Origin of the sequence: Okeania sp. SIO2C9, from assembly GCF_010672455.1 — a bacterium.
Classification (GTDB): Bacteria; Cyanobacteriota; Cyanobacteriia; order Cyanobacteriales; family Microcoleaceae; genus Okeania.
Genome location: NZ_JAAHGO010000068.1, coordinates 14047 through 33779, shown reverse-complemented (window position 1 = coordinate 33779; position 19733 = coordinate 14047). Strand labels below are relative to the sequence as shown.

The 19733-nt window shown below is 37.3% G+C and carries 10 protein-coding genes, 1 tRNA gene and 3 pseudogenes; 8 read left to right on the top strand and 6 right to left on the bottom strand.

Annotated elements, in window-relative coordinates; genetic code table 11:
• Window positions 1-697 precede the first annotated feature (697 nt).
• Window positions 698-3181, bottom strand: a complete 2484-nt coding sequence (locus F6K23_RS31785; protein ID WP_293163526.1) for a bifunctional diguanylate cyclase/phosphodiesterase — start codon at window positions 3179-3181, stop codon at window positions 698-700.
• A 1927-nt stretch (window positions 3182-5108) separates the two neighbouring features.
• Window positions 5109-5615, bottom strand: coding sequence for a peptidase C15 (locus F6K23_RS31780; RefSeq protein WP_293163523.1), 507 nt, complete (start codon window positions 5613-5615; stop codon window positions 5109-5111).
• Between the two features lie 732 nt (window positions 5616-6347).
• On the opposite strand from F6K23_RS31780, the gene ltrA reads away from it, so the two are divergent.
• The 3 genes and pseudogenes from ltrA to rsmD all read left to right on the top strand — a co-directional run bounded on the left by ltrA (window position 6348) and on the right by rsmD (window position 9506).
• Window positions 6348-8231, top strand: coding sequence for a group II intron reverse transcriptase/maturase (gene ltrA / locus F6K23_RS31775; RefSeq protein ID WP_293163520.1), 1884 nt, complete (start codon window positions 6348-6350; stop codon window positions 8229-8231).
• 83 nt (window positions 8232-8314) lie between these two features.
• Window positions 8315-8923: pseudogene (gene hisH, locus F6K23_RS31770) on the top strand (imidazole glycerol phosphate synthase subunit HisH); the annotation flags it as partial.
• A 7-nt stretch (window positions 8924-8930) separates the two neighbouring features.
• Window positions 8931-9506, top strand: coding sequence for a 16S rRNA (guanine(966)-N(2))-methyltransferase RsmD (rsmD, locus tag F6K23_RS31765; protein WP_293163517.1), 576 nt, complete (start codon window positions 8931-8933; stop codon window positions 9504-9506).
• On the opposite strand, the gene petG is transcribed toward rsmD, so the two are convergent.
• Window positions 9492-9608, bottom strand: a complete 117-nt coding sequence (gene petG, locus F6K23_RS31760) for a cytochrome b6-f complex subunit V (protein WP_124147707.1) — start codon at window positions 9606-9608, stop codon at window positions 9492-9494. The genes rsmD and petG overlap by 15 nt on opposite strands.
• 525 nt (window positions 9609-10133) lie before the next feature.
• Here petG and F6K23_RS31755 point away from each other — a divergent pair.
• Complete coding sequence (locus tag F6K23_RS31755) at window positions 10134-10514, top strand: cytochrome c (protein WP_293163514.1); 381 nt, start codon at window positions 10134-10136, stop codon at window positions 10512-10514.
• Between the two features lie 58 nt (window positions 10515-10572).
• A tRNA-Thr gene (locus F6K23_RS31750) sits at window positions 10573-10645 on the top strand.
• A 125-nt stretch (window positions 10646-10770) separates the two neighbouring features.
• On the opposite strand, the gene F6K23_RS43010 is transcribed toward F6K23_RS31750, so the two are convergent.
• Complete coding sequence (locus F6K23_RS43010) at window positions 10771-11034, bottom strand: hypothetical protein (protein ID WP_375340807.1); 264 nt, start codon at window positions 11032-11034, stop codon at window positions 10771-10773.
• Between the two features lie 204 nt (window positions 11035-11238).
• On the opposite strand from F6K23_RS43010, the pseudogene F6K23_RS31745 reads away from it, so the two are divergent.
• Together F6K23_RS31745 and F6K23_RS31740 are read left to right on the top strand one after the other, a co-directional pair.
• A pseudogene (locus F6K23_RS31745) lies at window positions 11239-11926 on the top strand (TIGR03985 family CRISPR-associated protein).
• A 979-nt stretch (window positions 11927-12905) separates the two neighbouring features.
• Window positions 12906-13400 (top strand): HD domain-containing protein, encoded by a 495-nt coding sequence (locus tag F6K23_RS31740; RefSeq protein ID WP_367267879.1) that lies wholly within the window; start codon window positions 12906-12908, stop codon window positions 13398-13400.
• 515 nt (window positions 13401-13915) lie between these two features.
• On the opposite strand, the pseudogene F6K23_RS31735 reads toward F6K23_RS31740, so the two are convergent.
• Window positions 13916-14490, bottom strand: a pseudogene (locus tag F6K23_RS31735) (IS1 family transposase); the annotation flags it as partial.
• 1364 nt (window positions 14491-15854) lie between these two features.
• Here F6K23_RS31735 and F6K23_RS31730 point away from each other — a divergent pair.
• Window positions 15855-16283 carry a phosphomannose isomerase type II C-terminal cupin domain gene (locus F6K23_RS31730; protein WP_293163511.1) on the top strand — a complete coding sequence of 143 codons (429 nt, stop codon included), beginning with the start codon at window positions 15855-15857 and terminating at the stop codon, window positions 16281-16283.
• Between the two features lie 1649 nt (window positions 16284-17932).
• Here F6K23_RS31730 and F6K23_RS31725 read toward each other — a convergent pair.
• The gene (locus F6K23_RS31725) at window positions 17933-19693 is read right to left on the bottom strand and encodes a GspE/PulE family protein (protein WP_293163509.1); all 1761 of its coding nucleotides are present in this window, start codon (window positions 19691-19693) and stop codon (window positions 17933-17935) included.
• Between the last annotated feature and the right edge of the window lie 40 nt (window positions 19694-19733).

Below are 19733 nucleotides of genomic sequence, written 5' to 3'. Positions count from 1 at the left end.
AATTTTAGGACTTTAGGGAGTAGGGAGTAGGGAGTAGGGAGTAGGGAAAAAAATATTAATTTTCAAACTGTACCTCACTATCCTAAAAAGTGCTGTAATATATTGAGTTCTATATAATTAGGGTTTGCTGATTAAATCTAAAAGTATTTACAGAGAAAGGTTAAGTGCCTTTTTGGAACCTTTAAAAAGTGCCTGGTATCACGTAGAAAACCCTGAAAAAGGAGTGTATTTTAGGCTAATAGTTGGGCATAAAAATTATTCTTACAATTCTTACTCCTATCTCCTCTAAGTACAGATTTATCCTATCTTATCCTCCACCGGAGGGGTTAGGGATGGGTTGTCTCCTGTCTCCTACCCTCACCCATAAGACTTTTTCAGCAAACCCTAATTATAGTAGTCAAGTCTTTTAGCGCATCAATGAGTGAGGAAACACCTGCTCTGGTGTATTGAATTTTTTGTACTATTTCTCCCCACATCTTCCCTCTTACCGATTAATAATTAATAATTAAATAATTCGCGCCTTGAAGCCTCCCTTTTTAAGGGGAAAAAAGCGGTTGAGGGATGGATAGGTTTCCTAACCATATCCAATCAACCAAGAGAAGAAATAATATTTCCTTATATTCAACCAAGAGCGGTTTTAACCAGAGGTAATTATCAATTATCCATTATCAATTATCAATTATCAATTATCAATTAATCAACTCCTGTCTCCTGACTCCAAAAAATTAGTATCTAATAATGCTGTTGCTCTTTCCGCATCTACAGGTTTAGAAAATAAGTATCCTTGACCATATTCACATCCTAAATTCTTAAGTTGACTCAACTGTTGATCTGTTTCTATCCCCTCTGCTACCACATCTAATCCCAGACTATGAGCTAATGTAATAACTGCCCGCACAATTTCACAATTTTCGCCATTAATTCCCATATTTGTCACAAAAGATTTATCTACTTTCAGAGTATTAATAGGAAAACGATGCAAATAACTCAGAGATGAATATCCTGTACCAAAATCATCAACACTTAACTGTATTCCTAACTCTTGCAGTTGAGATAAAACAGTAATAGCAGACTCAGCATTATCCATGACCACGCTTTCTGTAATCTCTATTTTCAACCTTTGAGGATTTGTACCTGTCTGTTGCAAAATACCTTGAATATGTAAAATTAAGTTAGGTTGAGAAAACTGTTTACCAGAAATATTTACAGCTACAGTCAGGTCAGTTTGAGAGTAGATTTCCTGCCATTCTTGGAGTTGACGACAAGCTTCCCACAATACCCATTGACCGAGAGGAAGAATCAAACCTGTTTCTTCTGCCAGGGGGATAAATTTTACTGGAGAAATAATACCGCGTTCAGGATGTCGCCAGCGTACTAAAGCTTCAAACCCTAATAATTTACCTGTACATAGAGAAATAATTGGTTGGTAGTTGAGAAAAAAATTATTGGTAACTGGGGAAGCTAAATCTTCTAACATCTCTAAAGCGTGACGCAGGTCATGCTCTAATTGCATCTTTTCTGTAACGTTGTTGTGCATGGATATGGTGAATACTAAATAACTCCCCGGATTTTGAGCTTTAGCTTGATCCATAGCAATATTAGCATCTCGTAGCAGATCCCCTGCCCATTGATAATCGTTTGAACTGATGACAATACCGATACTCGCAGTAATCAAGAGTCTCTGAGTATATAATTCTATAGGTTGAGCGATCGCTGTTTGTATCAGAGTTGCTAACCCTATAGCATCTTCTTGGTCGTGAACTGTCTCTAGAAGAATAACAAACTCATCACTACCTATTCGTGCTACCGTATCTATTGGTCGCAAACAAATTTGGATTCTTTTGGTAATTTCGACTAAGAGTCTGTCTCCCATAGAGTGACCGTGACTTTCATTAATTATCTTAAATCTATCTAAGTCAATAGTGAGTACAGCAAATAGATAATTGGGGGTTCTGCGGGTACGTGCCAATGCTTGCTGTAGTCGATCCATTAATAAAGCTCTATTTGGCAAATCTGTGAGACTATCATACAAAGATTGATGCAGTAGTTTATCCTCTGCTGATTTTCTTTCTGTTACGTCGTGGCAGTTGATGACAATTCCCCGAACTGATCGATCATCAAGTAAATTCATTACTACTGCATCAAATACACACCAACTACCATTTTTATGGCGGACTTGATATTCATCTAACCCCCGGCGTGTTTTTGGATGTTGTTTTACTCCTTCTATTACCTGTTTCATCCACCACTGATCGTTGGGGTGAATTAACTCCAATGCAGATTTACCTATTAATTCTTGAGAAGTGTAACCTAAAATTCGTTCTTGGGAGGGACTAAGGTATTGATAAATGCCATTCTTGTCTAAAATTTGGATAATATCTGTGCTATTTTCAATTAGCGCTCGGAATCTTTGTTCATTTTCCCGCATTTGTTTCTCTGCTTGCTTTCGTTCGGTAATATCTGCACTAACAGCAACAAATCCTATTACTTGCTCTTTTGCATCTTCGATCGCATCTATCCGGATAAAAATCTGGATTAGGCGATCGTCACGACTACGACAGGAGACTTCTCCATTCCATGATTTTCCATTTTTCATAGTGTCAGATATTTGTTGAGCTGCTCTCTCATCTGTTATTAAACTTAGTAACCCACCATTAGCATTTAATTCTTCTACTGTTGCGTAATTAAAAAGTTGAGTAAATGCTGAATTTTGATAGATGTGATTACCACTAGCATCGGTCATACTAATCGCTTCACTGCTACTTTCTACTGCTTTACCTGTCAATGCTAGAGCTGTTTCTGTTTGCCGTAGTTCAGTAATATCAAGTCCAACAGTACACGCTGCTTGACCCTGATTGTATTTTTGAGCAACTATGAGATATTGGCCTACAGATGATTTCATTTCTTGTACAGTAACGGTGGAGTTACTATCAAAAAAATCACGTACAAATTTGGGAAATTCTGCATCATCTCCACTCAGAAAACCAATCTTTTTACCAATAAATTCTTCTGGAGATAATTTGTAAATTTCAGCTAAATGTCTATTTACTCCTAGATAATATAAATCTGAGCTAATCCAAGAAACTAATCCTGGTATTGCTTCTAAAAGTGTTTGTAATTGTTCATCTGTTTCTGTAACTATAGAGTGTTTTTTTTGTAATTTACTATTGGAGTTAATCACTTGAATATTATTAGTAATTAAGATAATTTTATTTTTGCTAACTGGGTAAATTATAGCGTTTATTTTTACACTTTTTTCTTCGATATGATAGATATTTTCATTTTCAACTGGATGATTTATTTTAAAAAAATTTGAACATGATTGCTCAAAATATTTTTATGATTATTTTCAATAACTTGACGTATCTTCTGAACTTATAGGTGGTGATACTGTGAAAAGCAGACTTCTTTATTTACTGGAATACTTTCTCAAAAACACCTTGTTCGAGCTAACACCCATATACAATTATTCATAGCAGCAAATACAATTAGATATATCAGTCTAATTTTTTTTATACTCCCTAAAGTAGGTTGAGCATCTTGCCGTATACTTAATTAATTAACTGACTCAAGGCTGATAGCTATAGTACAGAATTACAAAGATAAAATTTTTTAAAATATGAGAATGACAGATAAAATACTAATAGTTTTTAGTATCATCACTTCAGTGGAGTATTTTTCGGTACTATTAAGAATATTCTTTAAATCAGTTCTTTCTATATTTAAGCCTTGATTAGGAGGAGTTACTCTTGTTATAACTCCTAGATTATTTGTACATTGATTCAATCCAGGGTCAGTTTAGCTACAGGTAATTATAGAGATAGTTGTTCCCTAATAAATACATTTTTAGACCATATTTGTAATTTATCACAAAAAAAATATACTGTCAATGAAGATAATTGAAATTTAAAATCTATTCCTCATTTTTTTTATATTCTAAAATTCAGGAAATAATACTTTTCAAAATACCCCATTCATTAATTGATAATGGATAATTGATAATTACCTCTGGTTAAAACCGTCCTTGATTGAATATCAGGAGATATTATTTCTTTTCTTGGTCGATTGGATATGGCGAGGAGACCTCGCAATCCCATCCTACGGAATGCTGCGCAAACGACCGCTTTTTTTCCCCGATCAAGGGGAGGCTTCAAGGCGCGAATTATTTAATTATTAATTATTAATTATTAATTATTAATTATTCGGTAAGCAACTATTTTAATGTTTTTAAAACTAATGATTAAAGACCAATGTTTTCTGATAAATAGAAAACTGCTACTAAGCAGGCACACAAAATTAATTGCCGATTTTTGTCCTCAAAATATATTCTGAGATTAAAGGAAGCAAAATGGTGATTTAGCTCGGGTTTATTAGAGAATTAAATACGGAGACGAAAAAACTTTGAGAAAGAATAGTTTGCAAAGTCAATTTCCTCAAGTGAGAGACAGAGCTATAACAATTTTATTTCAGTTGCGGGTAAAAATATCTTTTAATTTAGGGAAAAGGGAACATAGAATAGAGGTAAAAGTTTCAGAGTTTTTATATATCCTGAGATTTTTTTACAGGAGAAATAGACTTAAGATATTTAGATGAAAGTAGATTTTCTTTGAAGGCAGATATTCCTGACGGATGGTAAGAACAATCAGAAATAATAACCTTCAAGAGTTGCCAAAGTAAAAAAAAATCATGTTCTGGGATTAATGGAATGTAAAAATCAACTAAATTACGAAATACATTAGGGAGTAATTGACAGTGAAATAGTCATTAATTTTTGAGATAAGTTTAGTAAAGATTTAGCTAAACTCTTGTTCTGTAGTTATAGATCAAGCTTCAATTCATACCAGCCTTGAATAAGGAAGAAGAAAGAAGGAAAAAGTAGATGGGTGCTAAAATCCCAAGCAATTGTAAACACTGTGTAGACGGCAAAGTTTTGCTACATCTTAGTTAATAAGATAATAGAGAGTAGGAAGATAGTCAATTATGAATAATATATATTCACTTTATGTCTATAATCATTAAAAACATAGCTATGCTTGACTTATTATTTAATAACTGAAGCCTTGAATAAGCATAGAATTGTTTGGATAAAATGGGGTCTATATCAATTATTAAACGATAGATAATAATATTTTCATAAAATCTCCTACAATTTTATCCCGATTATTTTCTGTTAAAACAGGCACATGAACAAATATACATTTACTTTGATAACAACGCATATCGAGATATTTTAAAACTGAATAATACAAGTATTCACAAACAAATTTTCCTGCATCATTACTAATCTCAGTTACATCCAATCCTAAAACTAACTCTGCTAAATCAATAGAAGTTTTCATCACAACTTCTCCACAACTAGCTTGAGATTCTATTGTGAGAATTTTTCTTTTTTCTGCCATACCACAACAAACAATCACATCAGGCTTAATTTCTTCTATTTTATCAATAACAATCTCTGTAGCTATCTGTGTATCAACAGGTAACTTTCTTAAAAAACTTAACGAATAATTAGTTAAATTTTGAACAAATATTAAACTAAGTAAATCATCAGAAGAATTAGATTTATGGTGAGGTTTCCATATATCAAATGATGTCAGTAAAACTTTGATTTTCATTCTTCAAACAAAGACAAAATAAAAAAATGTGTAAATTCTTTAAATCATACTAACTTCTTGACTATAATAAAATTGCCAATCACAAAATAAGGAGAAAAATTAATGCCAACTATTGCAGTCATAGACTACGATATGGGTGTGCGACTCGTTGGCCACTAAACTAGGAAACTAGGTATAAATGGCCGTTCCAAGTCAACACATGAGGATAACCTCGACTTGTGAATAACTCTTATTACCTTGGTGGTGAAATTCCACCCGCCCTGTTGTTGGGTTGACAGCATAGGCCACATGGTAGCGACTGAACATCAATCTGTGAAGCTGGTCTAAAAGCGGGAAAATACCAGTTACCGAGGAACGATACCGCAAGCAAAGGCTGACAAGTGGACGAATAGGAAGGTGATTAAACTCTCGTTACGTAGAACCACTCCAAAGGTAGCTATGGAATGTAGGACGAAAGTCAGAGGGTCATTGGATAATCTTATGTGCGTGATATTATCAACAACCATACTGAACCCTCCGGGAGATTTTACCCCACTAAATCAGCCGTAAAAAGGAATAAGGGAACGAGGAAACCTCTCTTTGACACCTAAGAATATAGGTCGAGAACTTAGGAAGCCATTCAAGGTCAATCTACGCACTTTAGTCGTAGGTCTTAGGGGGAGTAGGATTGGGTAAAAAGCTTTATTTGCAGACTTACCCACTGTTAGACGTAATGTAAGGCAACGAATAGTAATGAATAAAGCTCAGACACTAAAAAGAAAGTTAGGGAATCCTAAGCCATTTTTAAGCGTAGCAAGGGATACAGGCGATATACCTTCACAAATTTCAATCAATCCGGTCCTTAAATGGAAGGATATAAATTGGAAACGAGTGGAGAAATCTGTATTCAAATTACAAAAATTGATTTACAAAGCATCCAGCCGTGGCGAACTCCGCAAGATGCACAGATACCAAAAACTTCTTTTAAAAAGCTATTACGCTAGGTTGCTAGCTGTTAGGCGCGTGACACAGGATAACCAGGGGAAGAAAACTGCGGGGATAGATGGTATTAAAAACCTGCCACCCATACAAAGACTTAACTTGGTGAACCTACTAGCATCACGACACCTCAAGGCAAGCCCGACCCGCAGAGTATATATACCAAAACCAGGGAGGGATGAAAAGAGACCTCTTGGAATCCCTACAATGTACGACCGTGCATTACAAGCCTTGGTAAAATTAGGTATGGAACCAGAGTGGGAAGCACGCTTTGAGCCTAATAGCTATGGTTTTAGACCAGGACGGTCAACGCATGATGCTATTGAAGCAATCTATCTCAGCATTAACAAAAAGTCAAAATATGTACTTGATGCTGATATATCAAAATGTTTTGACCGAATTAACCATGATGCACTGTTGAGAAAATTAGGTCAGACACCCTACAGGCAATTAATCAAACAATGGTTAAGAGCTGGTGTATTTGACAATAATCAATTCTCAAGCACTATGGAAGGAACGCCACAGGGAGGGGTAATATCGCCCTTACTAGCAAACATCGCCCTACACGGTATGGAAGAAAGGCTAATGGAATTTGCCAAAACTCTTGATATTAAAGATAACAGAGGAAGGCAAATAGGTCAGAGAGACAAAATGAAAAGTCTTTCCCTAATACGCTATGCTGATGACTTTGTAATCCTACACGAAGACATCAAAGTAGTTTTAAAAGCAAAAGCCGTAATACAGGAATGGTTAAACCAAGTAGGATTAGAACTAAAACCAGAGAAAACTAAGATTGCCCACACCTTGGAAGAACATGAAGGAAACAAACCTGGATTTGACTTTCTTGGTTTCACTATCAGGCAATGGAACATTAAGACAACCAAAAAAGAATTCAAAACGCTGATTAAACCATCCTCCAAAAGTATAAAAACCCACTACCGAAAACTGGCGGATATATGTAACTCACACAAAACCGCTCCAACAGAGGCTTTAATAAGCAAGTTAAACCCGGTAATTAGAGGATGGGCTAACTACTACTCAGCCGCGATCAGTAAAGAGATATTTCAAAAACTTGATTTTCTCCTATGGAAAAGACTATGGCGATGGGCAAGTAGAAGGCATCCAAATAAGCCAGCCAAATGGGTTAAAGATAAGTATTTCCCTCGCTACAAAGAAACCAGAGATTGGATACTTAATGACGGCGAATATATACTTAACCAACACTCAGATGTTCCTATTATAAGCCACATCAAGGTAAAAGGTAATAAATCACCCTATGACGGTGACTGGACTTATTGGAGTAGCAGAATCGGAAAACATCCAGGCGTAAGGAAAGAAGTCACAACGCTATTAAAGCGACAAAAGAATAAATGCGCATTTTGTGGACTAACCTTTAGACCAAATGACCTATTAGAAGTAGACCATATAAAACCAAAGTCTGAAGGCGGTGACAACACTTATGAGAATAAACAACTGTTGCACCGACATTGCCACGATACTAAAACTGCCTTAGATAAAAAGACATACGCAAAACCAAAGTTACAGGATTTACCTGAAGATTATTTATGGGTTGACGATATGTTGATATTAAGGCAGGGGTGTACCCATGAAAAGGGACGTTTAAGAGAGGAGCCGTGATGAGGTGAAAGTCTCACGTCCGGTTCTGAAGACGAGCAGGTTCTATAAAAGAATAATCTGGAAATGAGCTTGCTTAGTTTAACAATTTACATTCTGTCTGTAAAGGTTTAGAAAAAACTGGTGCAACCCCAAAAATTACAGATTCGACCATAGAAATAGAACAAGCTGATGCAGTAATTTTACCAGGAGTAGGGTCTTTCGACCCGGCAGTGCAACATTTGCGCTCACGCCACTTAGAAACACCCATAAAACAAGTCATTGCTTCAGGTAAACCTTTTTTAGGTATATGTTTAGGTTTGCAAATATTATTTGAAAGTAGCGAAGAAGGTCAGGAACCAGGTTTAGGAATACTTGCTGGAAAAGTACGTCGGTTTAAATCTGAACCTGGTCTGACAATTCCCCAAATGGGTTGGAACCAACTACAATTTACTCAACCAGACCATCCTTTGTGGAGTGACATAACTTCTCAACCTTGGGTATATTTTGTTCATTCCTACTATGTTGACCCCACTGACTCTCAAGTTACAGCAGCAACAGTCACTCACGGCCATCAAACAGTTACAGCAGCAGTAGGTCAAAACAATTTAATGGCAGTACAATTTCACCCAGAAAAATCTTCTACTCTTGGACTACAAATTTTGTCAAATTTTGTTAGTAAAGTTATATCTGAAAATTTGGCCTTAGCTGGTTAGAACAACCATGAATTTAAGGATATATGGAAATCGTCCGTTAAAAACTTTACCAGGAATGACCACTCGCCCAACTTTAGCCAAAGTGCGAGAAGCAGTCTTTAATATTTGGCAAACTAATATAGTTGGTTGTAGATGGTTGGATATATGTGCAGGTGTGGGTTCCATGGGTGCTGAAGCTTTATGTCGAGGAGCATCCTTAGCGATCGCTATTGAAAAGTATGGCCCTGCTTGTACTGTAATTCATCAAAATTGGCAACTTGTGGCCAGGTCATCCCAGGAATTTCAGGTGTTACGAGGAGATGTATTAAAACGTTTAAAAGTGCTGGTAGGGCAAAAGTTTGACTTGATTTATTTTGACCCACCTTATGCTAGTGATTTATATCAACCAGTATTGGAGGCGATCGCCCAATATCAACTTCTAGCACCAACCAGCGAGTTAGCAGTGGAACATAGTCCCGAAGGATTGTCTGTTAAATCAGTGTCCACCTTAGAAATTTGTCGGCAGAAAGTTTATGGCAATACAGCTTTGACTTTCTTTCGTCCCCAACAAGAGGAGAGATTGACTAATCTAGTCGATGTTTAATTGGTTGCCCCGTCGATATTGTTGGTAGGCTGCAAAAAATAGTCCTGCCAATGTCACGAGTATCAGACCTAGTACGATTCCAGAAAGTAATGGTTCTACCACGAAGCCAACTCCTTAATAGTTGAAATTTTTATTTGTTTATCGATCAATATTACTATTTCTTTTGAGTCTGGGGAGGAAGTGCCAGTAAAGAAATCCCAGGCCAATATATAAAACCCTTATGGGATTTATTTAAAAATATAGGAGCAGATGGGCAGATGGGACGTATTAAAGTATTTTCAAGTATTGCTTTAATCCATGTATGACTTGCCTCTCAAATTTTTACGCGGGTAAATATACCAAAAAGAGAGTGAGAAGATACGAATATTCATCATGGAGGAGTATGAGAATATTTTTCTAGTATTGGCCTCTATCCCACCGAGACTCCATGGCTCAAAAATGTCATCAAGGTCAAGATACCAAATTGGTTCTGTATACAAATATAAATAATATAGTTCCTCAAAGTATTGATTAATATTAAATCTTTGTACTTGACATAAAAGTATTACCCTAAAAAGAGCAATGCTGTTAAGGTATGTTAATTGATATTAAACTTTCTTGTAGATACTTTTTGAGATATTAAAGATTTTGGATAACCAGCTTGCTGATACCAAAAAAGAAGTCTTACTGAAGTGGAGCGCCTTAGTTGGTCTGGCTGTTCTGTTGGCAATCCTATTTATGTTTTTAGGATTTAGGCAGTTTCAGGTTTCCGATCCTTATACAAAGAGAGTATTGTCTATCGATGGAGACCCAGTTCAAGGCCATGCAATTTTTCAAATGAACTGTGCAGGTTGTCACGAGTGGGTGTTAGAAAGTCAGATAGGACCATATTTAGAAGGAATTTCCCAACGCAAGTCAGATGTGGCAATTATTAAGCAAGTAGTTAGTGGCCAAACACCACCTATGCCCCAATTTCAGCCCACCGATCGGGAAATGGCCGATTTATTAAGCTATTTAAAACAAATGTGATTTAAAAGTAAAAAGGGGTTGCATAAATAGTTGCAGCTTTGCTATTATTAAGAACGTTGCCGGTGTAGCTCAGTTGGTAGAGCACTCGACTTGTAATCGAACGGTCAGGAGTTCGAGTCTCCTCACCGGCTTTTTTTATCAATTCAAATTCTTATCTCAACGTTGGTTGGAGACCCGCGCTCTCAGGTCTGTGGGAGCGTCGGTTTGTAGGGGCGAATGGTATTTGCGTTCCGCAAAGCTCCGAATGGCCCCCTCCCTATATGTAGAGTCTCTGCGTAAGTCCTGAAAATATCATCGTTCCCAATAGATTAAAAATGATGGTTCCAACGAAGGTAAAGGAGGTACTTGTATAATTACCAGTTTCCAAGTCAATGCGAGTTCCTAGAGGATAGTCGGGAGTGGTGCTAATAACAACAACATAAGCATTTAAACGAGTGTCTGAAACGGCGATCGCTCCATATAAATGTCCCAGTTGATGGGCAAAAGTATAACTTGCTAATACGGAAATAGGTCCTTTTATTTTCAGCAGTTTCCCTTCTTTAAGTTATCCCCCAGAAATCATTTGATCTAGCTTTTTTGCTACATCTTTGACAATTTGGTCTCCATAAACTTGAATAGCTTAACTAAAAGGAGTCCTAGCAAAGTCTACTTTGAGAGTATCTTTTTCTCAGCGGATACTGTAGGAAGTTATCTATTGTACATCACCAGTTATCATTAACAATAAATACTTTCTTTCCGGGAAAAACTCAAAGAGATTTGGCATTCTCAGCCTATTCCACCTATAAAAATTACTTATGTTAGTGCTAGAAATTTTCAAGATCGTCAAGATGATGAGGAAGATTATATAGTCTATCCTGTTTGTCTTTACTATTCTCAGCGCGCACCTTATCTATTTGCTTATGGTCAAACTCTAAAGGATTATAGTGGCACGAGAATAGATTGGTATGATTATCGTCTTGACAGAATAAAAAGTTTGGAGGTTAGATTGGCATAGAGTTAATCTGCCTAATTTTTCTCTCAAAATATGTCAATCAAAAAAACCACCGGAAATAGAAATAAAGAGAAATGAAGCTTGGGGTTTTGATTTTTATAAACCTAAAGATGTTCTACTAATTAGGTTCGATAAATACTTTAATAATCTGTATATTAAAGGTACGGAAATAGAAAATTTATTCACAAAAATTTCTTATAAACAAGCTCAAAGTTTGATTAATAGTTCGGAGGGTAAATTAGAACATAAACGGGAGCTATTAAAAATCTTAAAAGTTCGTTCTCCCGATGATATTTATTGTCGAGTTAACTACCGTAAAGATCATTACAACATAATTATGCGTTTGAGGGCTTGGGGAGCAAAAGTCGAAGTATTATCTCCTTGGAATTTGCGTCAAACTATAACTAAAAATATTCAATAAACTTGGAAATTTTATAATAGTAATATAATTCAGTAGTTATTGAGCCTAGAGTTAGAATTTCCTACTGATATAAAATCAGATTGTACAGTTACCCCCAAAACTACCTACAAAAAAAAATGACATTATTTATCTGATAAAAATGTCTTTCTCTCCTAACTATTGAATTCTAGCTTATGAATTCTCCTTCAAAGCTTGTTTAAAAAAAATCTTACTCCAACCCCCTTTTTCACCACTACTTTATACTATCAAATAAAGACATCTAATCAGAAAATATGAAACTTTCAAATCGTTTTGAACAAGCTTTACCCGCATTTCTCACAAAGAATGCGGTCTCCAACCCCAGAAGATTTACGGGACAATGGTTTTAACACAGCGATCGCCAATTAGAGAAAACCACAGTGTGTTGTTCTTTCTAGAGTTTAGAACCCAATTGATTAGACTGTGGAAAAAGTAGAAATTAACCGCGATTTTTTCAAGAAAAATTAATTAATTTGTTCCTCAATCAAGAGTTGAATACAATCACAAAACTTGCTATAATAAATCCCCAAAAATTAGTCAAATTCTACTCAGTTTATGACTCCAAGTTCTAGTCAGTACATCTTTCAAAAATTCAATTTTGGTAGAGTTAAAGCAAAAGAAGTTATCGCTAATTTCTCTGGAGGGATAATTACCGAATAATTAATAATTAATAATTAATAATTAATAATTAATAATTAAATAATTCGCGCCTTGAAGCCTCCCCTTGATCGGGGAAAAAAAGCGGTCGTTTGCGCAGCATGACCTTAGGATGGGATGGCGATCTTCGGAGCGGCTCTGTCAAGAGCTAGTCCCAGAGCCATATCCAATCGACCAAGACAGCGGTCGTTTGCGCAGCATTCCGTAGGATGGGATAGCGAGGTCTCGGAGCTGTCCGACCATATTTCTCTTGTTGGGAAAAACCACAAGTTTCAATTTGTTAATCGGCTTCTTAAATCAGTTTGTGAGAAATACGGGTTTAGTATTAGCAACTCAACTTCATGCTCATCAGGTGAGAAAAGGTAGTGATATTCCCTACATTAGTCATTTGCTTAGTGTGGCAGTGTTGGTGTTGGAAGATGGTGGGGATGAAGATGAAGCGATCGCTGCTGTTTTGCATGATGCTGTGGAAGATCAAGGAGGAGAAAAGACTCGTGAATTAATTAGGCAACAGTTTGGAGAGAGGGTTCTAAGTATTGTTGATAGTTGCACGGAATCTTTGACAATACCTAAACCACCGTGGCGCGAACGCAAGTTACGGTATTTAGAAAAAATGCGTTGTGCTTCGACTTCTGTGCTGCGGGTATCAATGGCGGACAAATTACATAATGCTCGTTCTACTCTAGCTGACTTTTATAGAGAAGGCGATACAGTTTGGCAGAAGTTTAAGGGGGGGAAAAGAGGGTTCGTTATGGTTTTATCGCAGTTTGCTGGAGATTTATCAACAAGGTGCTTCTAATTTCTTGAAGACAGAATTAGAGCGGGTTGTTTGTGAGTTAGATTGTTAGTTAGGAGTCAGTCAGGAACCATAATTCTGAATTCAGGAACTAGAGCTTCTACATTAAACATCTGCGGAAAATAAATAAACCTTTTGGCATTGCACAGTGACGAATAATATCGTGTCCGGTAGCATCGTTGTTGTATAGCAAAGGTAGGCAACAGCTCCGGAAGGCAGGAAGGCTTAATGCCAATTTCATAAAATATTGCTACAGTCTCGAGACGGGCAACAGGCAACAGGGAACAGACAACAGGGAACAGACAACAGGGAAAGAAAAACTAGATAAAAAAGAGGAAAAAATTCTTAATTTTGACATTTGATTGATATATAAAATTTTTAATTGTAGCAATAAATCACAAATTAAGATGTAACTACCTTTTTTGGATTTGGTATAAGAGCAAGAAAAAAAACTTAAATTTCCTTATAGATATCCACGCTAACTTTTACACAAACGATTGCCTTCGGACATGATATAATTAGGAAAATTTAGGGAGTTGTCCATGTTTCCAATAATAGATAAGCAAGCGAATTGAGTTGTACAACATCTCAGTGGACTTGGAATAATACAAAGTTTTACGATTTAGCCAGGCTAAATAGTGCCTCAGACAGCAGTTTTCTCCTTCTACTCTCGGAGCTAGCGGTTTTGCTGAGTAGATGATAGTGCTCCGCACCGCTACGCGAACGCAATTCTCAATTAAACAAAGATAAATTTTGTATCCATCTGTAACATATAAGAAACAAGCCCAACCCTGAATCATCTGTCATAATGTGGTGAAAGTTAGCAATGAGCGATCGCCGATCACAAACTTCAGAATTCCCGGCATTTTAGTATTCACAACTGTCCAGACCCAAATTTTGTTTTTTTTGAGCCCACAAAAGTCTAAAGCTTGTCAATTTTAGCTGTTTCAGGAATTTCATAGTTTTCCTGATGAATCTGGGCTTCTGCCAGTCTCACCCAGTTAAGTATTGTGTTGTGGGAAATACCAGTGACTCTCTCAATATCTCGGAATCCCATACCATTCAGGGACATTTTCACATCAGAACTATAACCTCTAGTGCCGCTACGCGGAAGTCACCAAGTCAGAAGTCAGAAGTCAGAAGTATTGATTGGTAAGGCTTTTAGGATTGTGTAACTGGTCAGTTATTTCCGCCATTCTGCACTAGGACATGGGTTTTCTCGAAAGCGTAGCTCCTCCGTTAGGAGGCAATTGACGGCCACAGTCACGACACAAGTAACTCTGTTTTCCCTAACGATGACCATTTTTGATTACTTTATGGCTTTGGCAATAAAGACAATTCATCTGTGTTATCTCAGAATATCATTGCTCCCCACCCCTTGGGTTAATAGGGATTAGTTGGAAACTTTTTTAGCCATTTCTCTTAAAAATAAGGGAACCCACCACTTGGGTTAATGCGGATTAGTTGGAAACACCAGGGTTATAGACTATTCCCCTAAACATTTTATTCCCCACCGCTTGGGTTAATGCGGATTAGTTGGAAATAAGAAAGAGAAAGAACTATTGACATCCTCCCGACGCTGCACTTGCGTGACAGCGCGGGATTCCCTAACATCACTGATAGGGGCTTTCTGCTTCCTCTTGACAGAGGAGCTGCGCTAACATAGCACCTGCCTCCGAGGCCGAACCTCTTTTCGGTCTTACGGTCGCTCCACAGACTGACACTGCTCGTCCAGCAGCCTTATTTTATTTGAGTATAGCATACTATTGTAAGAACCGCTCTTATTGATTGGTTTTTCCTGCGGAATGCTGCGCAAACATGCCCTAGCTCCCCTACGGGAGAGCGCGGGTCTTCAACCAACGTTGAGATAAAACCACTTTTGTCATTCCTTACAGCGCTTTTCAAATTGATGAACCACATCTTCACAAGCAAAATCTTGTAGGGACGTTCCATGGAACGTCTCTACTGTGGTTTACCCAAATGAAAACCGCTGTAATCCCCTAATCCCCAGCTCCAACTATACAATAACTATTCAACCGGACATAATAGAGTTGTTGGGAATTAAGCTAAAAAAATGGCTAAAACCCTTATTAGTCAACGTTTATAGTGTTTTTCAAACCTCCAATCCTGAAAATCTTATATAGTAAGCTTTTGAGGCTTTTGAATTTTGGTAGTGGTGCATTGTAATTTTTTCGGTAACGGTATAGCAAGCATTTCAGCCACCATTCACCATTACTATACAGGACTACCTGAATTTTTATTTCCCAACAACTCTAATATAAGACATCCTAAAAGCAAGATTAAAACGAAAAACTTGATGTTATTTAGCAGAAAGCCCCTATCAGCAATGGAGCGGGACTTGGGCTGTCTCCTAGAGCAGCATCGGGAGGATGTCAATGGCATTCTGTAGTAAAATGTGAAAGTAGATTATTATTTGATGTAATCCAAAAAAAATTTATGAGTGAAACACAAAATAATCAACAGTCTTCGACCCCAGTTGTAAATTCTGAAGCTACGGTCTCAAGTCAACATGAACATCCTACAAGAACACCGCCTTGGGGTACAGTCACAATGTTGGAAGAAGGTCCACGTTACAAAATTAATCGTATAGAGGTCAAACCAAAACATCATATTACGACCCAAATGCACTATCATCGTAGTGAACATTGGATTGTGGTTTCTGGTACTGCTAAAGTTGTGTTTGATGGTACAGAACATTTACTCCTGCAAAAACAATCAACTTATGTTCCACCAAACACAGCACATCGTGTAGAAAATCCTGGTACAATTCCTCTAGTAATGATTGAAATTCAAAATGGGGAATATCTTGGGGAAGATGATATTACTCGTTTTCCAGAAGCTGATACAGAAGTATCTTCAAAATAATTTTAGTTAGGCGATCGCTCATATCAGTTTTCACTAAGAAAAGTAGAAAACAGAGGTTATTTATCCACTCCGGCATTAAATAAAAAACGGTAGTAGTGCTCGCGTAATGCTAGAGCGAGTACGGAAGTAGGGGAGACCTGGAGTGGAAAAAACTGTGAGTAGGAAAGAAAGCGAAATACATCTTCTTTATTTATTTATTATCGGAGCTAACATCATCAGGTAATTTGTCCCAAGTTCAATCTATACCATTATGGTTGTAGGACTGTCTAAAAAACAGCTATATTTTTGAAATATCTATCCTATAGACCATATTGTAGCAGTTTTCATTAACATAGAATACAGAGATTTTTACTTGACATACTCCCGACGTTGCGCATAGCGCGACAACACGGGATTCTTACATTATGAAAAAAATGACCGCTGTTTCGTGTGAGGTGATGTCCTCCCCCTGTGTTGACCTTGATGATAACATCCATACCTTCTAGCTTGTCAAGGGTATAGGAAGGTTTTATTTGTGGAGGTATCCGACTATTGGCCTTGGCTTTCCCATCCCTCCGCTCCCCTTAGGGAGAGCGCGGGACTTCCCTGGCGGGAAGTTAAAGGCAGAAGGCACTTATGCTGAGGGCAGAAGTTCTGTAACCTACCTTTGTGAAGACTGCTATAATTAATTATATAATAATGTGTTAAACTTTGTTAGCGCAGTATAACTGGACTGAGAAACCTAAAAATGGGTGAGGATACTAAAAAAAGTTGGCATTGGTGAAGCGCGTGTATGATATTAATCTTAATTACTTAAAAGTCAGAACTCAAAACTCAGGAAGGAAGAAAGAATAAGAAAGAGGAATAGAAGGAGACAGTTTTTTGATCCCTAATGATCCGGAAATGATATCATATCTCAAATCACCAACGCCAAAAAGTTATATTACACATCATTAGAGTCTACCTGGAAAGTTATGTGTATCAGTAGCTGGAGTTCCTACAGATTTTAAGCCTGTGGAGAAGATAAGTTATATTATGTCCGCTTAATCGCTTAATACCATGATCCGGACTTATATCATGTCCGATAGCATCGGAGCGTGTATAGAATTAAGTTTCAATTAAAAGAAACTCTTCAGCATAGCTGCCTTCTACCCTCTGTCTTCCTTTCACCAAAGTATAAGTAGGGCTTGCTGATTAAATCTAAAAGCATTGACATATAAAGACTTTAGCTTTTTTGCGGTCGAATTGCAGTACCTGGTTTTCAGCTCTTCATGCTCATGCATGGAGCGTATTTTAGGCGCATAGTTAGGCAGAAAAATCATTCTTACAATTCTTTCTACTACCTCTTCGCTCATTCCCATTTCTCCTGTCTCCTGTCTCCTACAAAGAGCAAAAAGACTTTATGAGCGCAAACCCTAAGTATTCAAAAGTATTCAAGCGGACATGATATTACGCAAAAGACAAAATTATACACCATTTGTAGGGGTTAACGACCGTTAACCCCTACTATATGTGGTAGTATGCGTAAGTCCTGATGATAAAAAACTTTCTTCTTTATCTTCCTTCTTTTTTTCTCTTGTACGTCGCCCTACCCATGCCTCCCCTACTGAATCCTGACTCCTGACTCCGACCCTCACTCATAAGACTTTTTCAACAAACCCTATTTAATATCAACCTCTGGTAAAATTCTGAGTATATAAAGCACTCCGTGGCAAAACACGCTGTACTTCTTCAACTGTAGTTATTCCTTGAGTTACCTTTTCAACAGCAGCAGTTTGGAAAGAAACAAAACCATTTTGCTTCAAATAACGCTGTAATTGAGTCATAGTACCTTCATAAATCAACTCACGAACCCGATCATCTACATCCAATAATTCTACAATTGCTTCTCTACCAGAATAACCAGAATGGAAACAATTAGAGCAACCGCGACCAATACGCCATTTTCCCTGAATTTCATGCTTTATACTCGGAGTAACAGCAGATATAGTTTGTCCACCATTACCATTATTCAAAGCAGAAGCATAAGCAGATAGACTTTTGCTAACAGCAAAACTCATAGAAGGCAATATTTGTGGCTGTTCTAAACCCAATATTTGTAAATCAGTCTTTGTCGGAGTATAAGCTTCTCCACAATGGGGGCAAATTTTGCGCACTAATCTTTGTGCAACAATACCCAATAGCGCATCACTCATCAAAGCAGGGTCAGGACCGATATCCTTTAACCGAGGAATTGCGCCTATGGCATCATTAGTGTGGAGAGTAGTCAAGACTAAGTGACCAGTCAATGCAGCTCTTACCGCTGTATCTGCAGTCTCGCGATCGCGTATTTCTCCCATCATAATAATATCGGGGTCTTGACGCAAAATTGCCCGTAGACCAGCGGCAAAAGTCATTCCTGCTCTTTCATTTACCTGAGTTTGAGTAATTCCGGGTAATACATATTCTACTGGGTCTTCAACAGTAACGACATTAACGTGTTCTGTTGCCACTGATAACAAACTGGTGTATAGGGTGCTTGTTTTCCCAGAACCAGTCGGTCCTGTAAAAATAATCATTCCCTGTGGTTGGCGCAACCAACTTTTGTATACACTCAAACTCCGCTCAGAAAATCCCAACTTATCCAAACTAGAAAAAGGATTTTTGGAAGTTAGTAATCTAATTACAGCTTTTTCTCCACCAACGCAGGGAAGGGTACTGACTCGTAAATCTATTCCTATATTAGAATCATTCTCTCCTACATATTGTTCGCTAATTCTCCCATCTTGAGGACATCTACTTTCAGCGATATCCATATCACACATGACCTTGATAGCAACCACTACTCGACGACCAATATCTGCTGGTAAGGTGGTAATATTTCTGAGGATGCCATCAATACGGTAACGTACTCGTAGACCATCTCCAGTAGGTTCAAGATGAATGTCGCTAGCACGGTTACGCAGAGCGCCGGAAATGATTGTTTTTATTCGACCAATTTGGTCTGCTGCTTGAGAAAGATATAATTCTGTGGTGGCGCAGACATCTTCTTCTTCTAGCTCTCCAGTTAAAGGATTAATTAACTGATTTCCAGAAATCGAGTTGGGGTCTATTTTTTCTCGATGATACCAGGCGCTATAGCTCTTTTCTGCTATAAAAATAATTTTGATGTCTGAAAAAGTACGATCGCTCATATTTTTCATCTCATCGGCACATATTTCTATAGGGGAGGCTAAGTAATAACAGTTACGCCATAACAGTAGAGGAATTACTGGTGGTAAGTCTTTTCGATCTGGAAATTCTCTAAAGAAACGATATGCTACTTCTTTATCAAGTAGTTGTAGATTTACTATTCCTCGTTTATCTACTAAATTTTCCAATGCTTGTTGGCAAGTAATTTCACGATTTCTTAAGAGTTGCCAAGCTGATAGAACAGAAGTTGATGTACTCATAGCCAATTAATTAGAAATGATTTTTAATCATATTGCATGA

Excerpts from the sequence above, each read along its gene's own strand:
- F6K23_RS31780 (WP_293163523.1), bottom strand. The coding sequence starts at position 5,615 with ATGAAAATCAAAGTTTTACTGACATCATTTGATATATGGAAACCTCAC.
- ltrA (WP_293163520.1), top strand. The coding sequence starts at position 6,348 with ATGAATAAAGCTCAGACACTAAAAAGAAAGTTAGGGAATCCTAAGCCA.
- F6K23_RS31730 (WP_293163511.1), top strand. The coding sequence starts at position 15,855 with ATGAGTGAAACACAAAATAATCAACAGTCTTCGACCCCAGTTGTAAAT.
- rsmD (WP_293163517.1), top strand. The coding sequence starts at position 8,931 with ATGAATTTAAGGATATATGGAAATCGTCCGTTAAAAACTTTACCAGGA.
- F6K23_RS31725 (WP_293163509.1), bottom strand. The coding sequence starts at position 19,693 with ATGAGTACATCAACTTCTGTTCTATCAGCTTGGCAACTCTTAAGAAAT.